This window comes from Citrobacter sp. wls757 (assembly GCF_005280935.1).
GTDB classification, from domain to species: domain Bacteria; phylum Pseudomonadota; class Gammaproteobacteria; order Enterobacterales; family Enterobacteriaceae; genus Citrobacter; species Citrobacter portucalensis.
The window spans coordinates 286-5,291 of sequence record NZ_SZWU01000014.1 but is presented as its reverse complement, the minus strand read 5'-3'; the positions used below and the strand labels follow the sequence as shown (position 1 = coordinate 5,291).

At 54.5% G+C, this 5,006-nt stretch carries 5 protein-coding genes; all 5 read left to right on the top strand.

Going from position 1 to position 5,006, the window contains the following annotated elements:
* Positions 1 to 63: 63 nt before the first annotated feature.
* The gene (mnmE, locus tag FDW94_RS01405) at positions 64 to 1,428 is read left to right on the top strand and encodes a tRNA uridine-5-carboxymethylaminomethyl(34) synthesis GTPase MnmE (RefSeq protein ID WP_137377016.1); all 1,365 of its coding nucleotides are present in this window, start codon (positions 64 to 66) and stop codon (positions 1,426 to 1,428) included.
* A 182-nt stretch (positions 1,429 to 1,610) separates the two neighbouring features.
* A complete protein-coding gene (locus FDW94_RS01400; protein ID WP_137377015.1) occupies positions 1,611 to 2,792 on the top strand; it encodes an MFS transporter in 1,182 nt (393 codons plus the stop codon).
* Positions 2,761 to 3,720, top strand: a complete 960-nt coding sequence (yidZ, locus tag FDW94_RS01395) for an HTH-type transcriptional regulator YidZ (protein WP_003827051.1) — start codon at positions 2,761 to 2,763, stop codon at positions 3,718 to 3,720. Before FDW94_RS01400 ends, yidZ begins: the two co-directional genes overlap by 32 nt.
* A 166-nt stretch (positions 3,721 to 3,886) precedes the next feature.
* Positions 3,887 to 4,633: a 4'-phosphopantetheinyl transferase superfamily protein gene (locus tag FDW94_RS01390; RefSeq protein WP_003827048.1), complete on the top strand. Its 747-nt coding sequence runs from the start codon at positions 3,887 to 3,889 to the stop codon at positions 4,631 to 4,633.
* A 30-nt stretch (positions 4,634 to 4,663) separates the two neighbouring features.
* Positions 4,664 to 5,006 (top strand): NADPH-dependent FMN reductase (locus FDW94_RS23705; RefSeq protein WP_249358224.1); only part of this gene is annotated, 343 nt, incomplete at its 3' end.

Here is a 5,006-nt window from a genome sequence, read left to right as displayed (position 1 = left end):
GGAACATAAAGTAAAGGGCGGTCATTAGACCGCCTTTTTTATTGCATTAAGAAGAGACAAACCATGAGCCATAACGACACCATCGTCGCTCAGGCCACCCCACCGGGACGTGGTGGCGTGGGTATCCTGCGTATCTCCGGCCTGAAGGCGCGTGAGGTCGCAGAAACCGTACTGGGGAAACTGCCCAAACCGCGTTATGCCGATTATCTGCCGTTTAAAGACGCGGATGGCAGCGCGCTGGATCAGGGGATTGCCCTGTGGTTCCCCGGCCCAAACTCCTTTACCGGCGAAGACGTTTTAGAGCTTCAGGGCCACGGCGGTCCAGTGATTCTTGACCTGCTGCTCAAACGTATTCTGACCATTCCCGGGCTGCGCATTGCCAGACCGGGTGAATTCTCCGAGCGAGCGTTTCTCAATGATAAGCTCGATTTAGCCCAGGCCGAGGCGATTGCCGACCTGATCGATGCCAGCTCAGAGCAAGCCGCTCGCTCGGCGCTGAACTCGTTGCAGGGCGCATTTTCCGCACGGGTAAATCATCTTGTGGAAGCGCTCACTCACCTGCGCATCTATGTTGAAGCAGCGATCGACTTCCCGGATGAAGAAATCGACTTCCTGTCTGACGGCAAGATTGAAGCGCAACTCAACAACGTTATCAGCGATCTTGATGCCGTGCGTGCGGAAGCGCGTCAGGGCAGCCTGCTGCGCGAAGGGATGAAGGTGGTGATTGCCGGGCGTCCAAACGCCGGGAAATCAAGCCTGCTGAACGCGCTGGCTGGCCGTGAGGCGGCCATTGTCACCGATATCGCCGGGACTACTCGCGACGTGCTGCGTGAGCATATTCACATCGACGGCATGCCGCTACACATCATCGACACCGCCGGTTTGCGCGACGCTAACGACGAAGTTGAACGCATCGGTATCGAACGTGCCTGGCAGGAAATTGAACAGGCCGACCGTGTACTGTTTATGGTTGATGGCACCACCACCGACGCCGTGGACCCGGCAGATATCTGGCCAGACTTTATTGCCCGTCTGCCAGCCAAACTGCCGATCACCGTGGTGCGTAACAAAGCGGATATTACCGGTGAGACGCTGGGCCTTAGCGAAGTAAATGGCCACTCACTGGTTCGCCTCTCTGCGCGTACCGGTGAAGGCGTTGACGTACTGCGTAATCATCTCAAACAGAGCATGGGCTTTGAAACCAATATGGAAGGCGGCTTCCTGGCGCGTCGTCGTCACCTGCAGGCGCTGGCAGAAGCGGCGGAGCATCTCGAGCAGGGTAAAGCCCAACTGCTCGGAGCATGGGCCGGAGAATTGCTGGCTGAGGAGCTACGCCTGGCGCAGCAGAACCTCAGTGAGATCACCGGAGAATTTACCTCCGACGATCTGCTGGGACGGATTTTCTCCAGCTTCTGTATTGGTAAGTAACGTTGTGTTGCCCGGTGGCGCGATGCTAACCGGGCCTACAGGCCCCGTAGGCCGGATAAGGCATTTACGCCGCCATCCGGCAACAACTATTTCCCATGTGGAAATCACTGTTGTCCAAATGGCAACTCGTGCAGTTGACTCTCTGACCGTATGCTTAGCGCCACATTTCTTATGAGGTCGCTATGACACGCTTTCTAATCTGCAGTTTCGCCCTGGTTCTTCTTTATCCTGCCGGTATTGATATGTATCTGGTGGGGCTGCCCCGTATTGCTGCCGATTTACAGGCCAGCGAGGCGCAACTGCATATCGCGTTTTCGGTTTATCTGGCAGGAATGGCGACGGCGATGCTGTTCGCCGGTAAAATTGCCGACCAGTCAGGTCGCAAACCGGTCGCCATAGTCGGCGCACTCATCTTTATTTTCGCCTCTGCGCTATGTTCTTTCGCTGAAAGCGGTACACCATTCCTCATAGGTCGTTTTATTCAGGGCGTAGGTGCGGGCTGTTGCTACGTGGTGGCTTTCGCCATCTTGCGCGACACACTCGACGATCGCCGTCGGGCGAAGGTACTGTCGTTGTTGAACGGTATTACCTGTATCGTGCCGGTGCTGGCTCCAGTGATGGGGCATCTGATCATGCTCAAATACCCGTGGCAGAGCCTGTTCTACACGATGATGGGAATGGGGGTGGCTGTTTGCCTGCTGTCGGTGTTTGTCCTGCGAGAATCGCGCCCAGCAACGCTTATGGCGACGACGGAAAAGCACCACACGACCGAATCACTGGTAAACCGCTTTTTCTTAAGCCGTCTGGCCATTACCACCCTCAGCGTATCGGTGATCCTGACCTTCGTGAATACGTCTCCGGTGCTGCTGATGGAAGTGATGGGCTTCGACCGTGGTGAGTACGCCACCACGATGGCCATGACCGCAGGCATCAGTATGGCGGTCTCTTTCTCGACGCCATTTGCTCTGAGCGTATTTAAGCCTCGCGTTCTGATGCTGACCTCACAGGTGCTGTTTCTGTGTGCCGGCGTGGTGTTAACCCTTGCCACTTCACACGCAGTAACGCTTTTCGGGCTGACGTTAATCTGCGCTGGATTCTCGGTCGGCTTCGGTGTTGCGATGAGCCAGGCGCTTGGGCCGTTCTCGCTGCGTGCGGGCGTTGCCAGCTCGGCGTTAGGTATTGCGCAGGTTTGCGGTTCCTCGCTGTGGATTTGGCTGGCGGCGGTTCTTGGCCTTGATGCGCTGAATATGCTGATCGGGATTCTGATTGGCTGTAGCATAGTGAGTATCATGCTGATTATCACTGTTGCACCTAACCGGTCCGCGCCAACTCATGAAGAAATCCCTCAGCAGTCTCGATCTTAATTTATTGCTCTGCCTGCAGCTGTTGATGCAGGAACGCAGCGTCACTAAAACCGCCAAACGGATGAACGTCACACCGTCGGCGGTCAGTAAGTCGCTGTCGAAGCTGCGGACCTGGTTTGATGATCCCTTGTTTGTGAACACCCCGCTGGGGCTATCGCCGACGCCGCTGATGGTCAGCATGGAGCAGAGCCTTGCTGAATGGATGCAGATGGGCAATCAGTTGCTCGATAAGCCGCACCATGAGTCTCCACGCGGGCTGAAGTTTGATCTGGCGGCCGAAACGCCGTTAGTGATGATCATGTTCAATGCGCTCTCCCAGCAGATTTATCAGCGCTACCCCCAGGCGACAATCAAAATACGCAACTGGGACTATGATTCGCTGGATGCTATTATTCGCGGTGAAGTGGATATTGGCTTTACCGGGCGCGAAAGTCATCCGCGTTCGCGCGAACTGCTGAGTTTGTTGCCATTGTCGATCGACCATGAAGTGCTGTTTTCCGATCTGCCCTGCGTCTGGCTACGTGAAGATCATCCCGCACTGCAGGAAGAGTGGAATCTGGACACCTTTCTGCGCTATCCGCACATCAGCATTAGCTGGGAGCAAAGCGATACATGGGCGCTGGATGAAGTCCTGCAAGAAATGGGACGCGCACGCAATATCGCGTTATGTCTGCCCGGTTTTGAGCAATCGCTGTTTATGGCCGCGCAGCCGGATCACGCGCTGATAGCCACCGCACCGGTCTATTGCCAGCGTTATAACCAACTCCACCAGCTTCCACTCGTTGCACGGCCAATGCCATTTGATACGGCGCAACTGGAAAAAATGCGCGTACCGTTCACTCTTCTTTGGCATAAACGCAACAGCCACAATCCTAAGATCGTCTGGCTAAAAGACACGATCAAGGCGCTTTATCGCGATATCTCCTGACGATCCTTCATTTTGGTGTTGCTAAATCGACCATTCTGGCAACAGAAATGTAAATATCGCGTAATGTCTCCCATTTTCGCTTAGTTTTTGGGCAGCAAAGCCTGCCCGGAAGCCTTGTAAATGTTACTCTGGTAATAATCACGGACCATTAATCACGGAGCGACAAATGGCGACACATTTTGCCAGAGGGATTCTTACGGAGGGACACCTGGTTTCAGCTCGCCTCCCTTCTCCATGTCATATCGAAGCAAGAGATCTACCCGCTCATCGCCGGACACGTTTCCTGGCTTCCCGAAGTCTTCTCGCTGAACTGATGTTTATGCTTTACGGCACCAGCACGCTGCCCGAAATTGTTACTCAGGCCAAAGGTAAGCCCGTTTTTCGCGATAAGAACCTGCCGGGTTTTTCGATTTCCTATGCCGGGAATATCGTCGGCGTTGTGCTAACAACTGAAGGAACGTGCGGCCTGGATATGGAACTTCAGCGGGCCACCCGCGGGTTTCACAATCCAAATTCAGCGGAAACGTGGCGCTTCTCCAGTAACGAAAACCTGTGGATCAATAACCAAAACGACCCCAACGAAGCACGCGCGCAGCTCATTACATTGCGCCAGAGCGTACTCAAACTCACTGGCGATGTGTGCAATGACGATCCGCGCGAGCTCCAGCTTTTACCCGGCGCAGGGCGCCTGAAATGTGCCCATGTGGCGCAGGTTGAAGCCATTTGCGATGCGGAAGATGTACTGGTGTGGTCAGTTGCAGTTACGCCAACCATTGAAAAACTCAAGGTTTGGGAGTTTGATGGTAAACAGGACTGGAAAAGTTTGCCTGATATCCAGACTCGCGCCAATGAGCCAACGGGTCGTCTGATCCGGTTCTCTCAATTATGTGCAGCGAAGAGCCATACGCTTTGATTTAACCTTCATGATGAAACAGGAGTCACCATGTCTGAAACATTGAATGTTGTTACGTTACTGGGAAGTCTGCGCAAAGGTTCGTTTAATGGAATGGTTGCCCGTACGCTGCCCAAGATTGCTCCAGCGGGAATGGAAGTGAACGCGCTGCCGTCGATTGGTGATATCCCTCTGTACGATGCCGACCTCCAACAGGAAGAAGGTTTTCCGGCCAGCGTAGAAGCACTGGCTGAGCAAATCAGAAAGGCTGACGGTGTCGTCATCGTCACACCTGAATATAACTATTCTGTTCCGGGCGGACTGAAGAACGCCATCGACTGGCTGTCCCGCCTGCCCGAACAGCCATTATCGGGTAAGCCGGTGCTGATCCAGA

Coding starts and splice junctions, on each gene's coding strand:
- mnmE (WP_137377016.1), top strand. CDS start 64: ATGAGCCATAACGACACCATCGTCGCTCAGGCCACCCCACCGGGACGT.
- FDW94_RS01400 (WP_137377015.1), top strand. CDS start 1,611: ATGACACGCTTTCTAATCTGCAGTTTCGCCCTGGTTCTTCTTTATCCT.
- yidZ (WP_003827051.1), top strand. CDS start 2,761: ATGAAGAAATCCCTCAGCAGTCTCGATCTTAATTTATTGCTCTGCCTG.
- FDW94_RS01390 (WP_003827048.1), top strand. CDS start 3,887: ATGGCGACACATTTTGCCAGAGGGATTCTTACGGAGGGACACCTGGTT.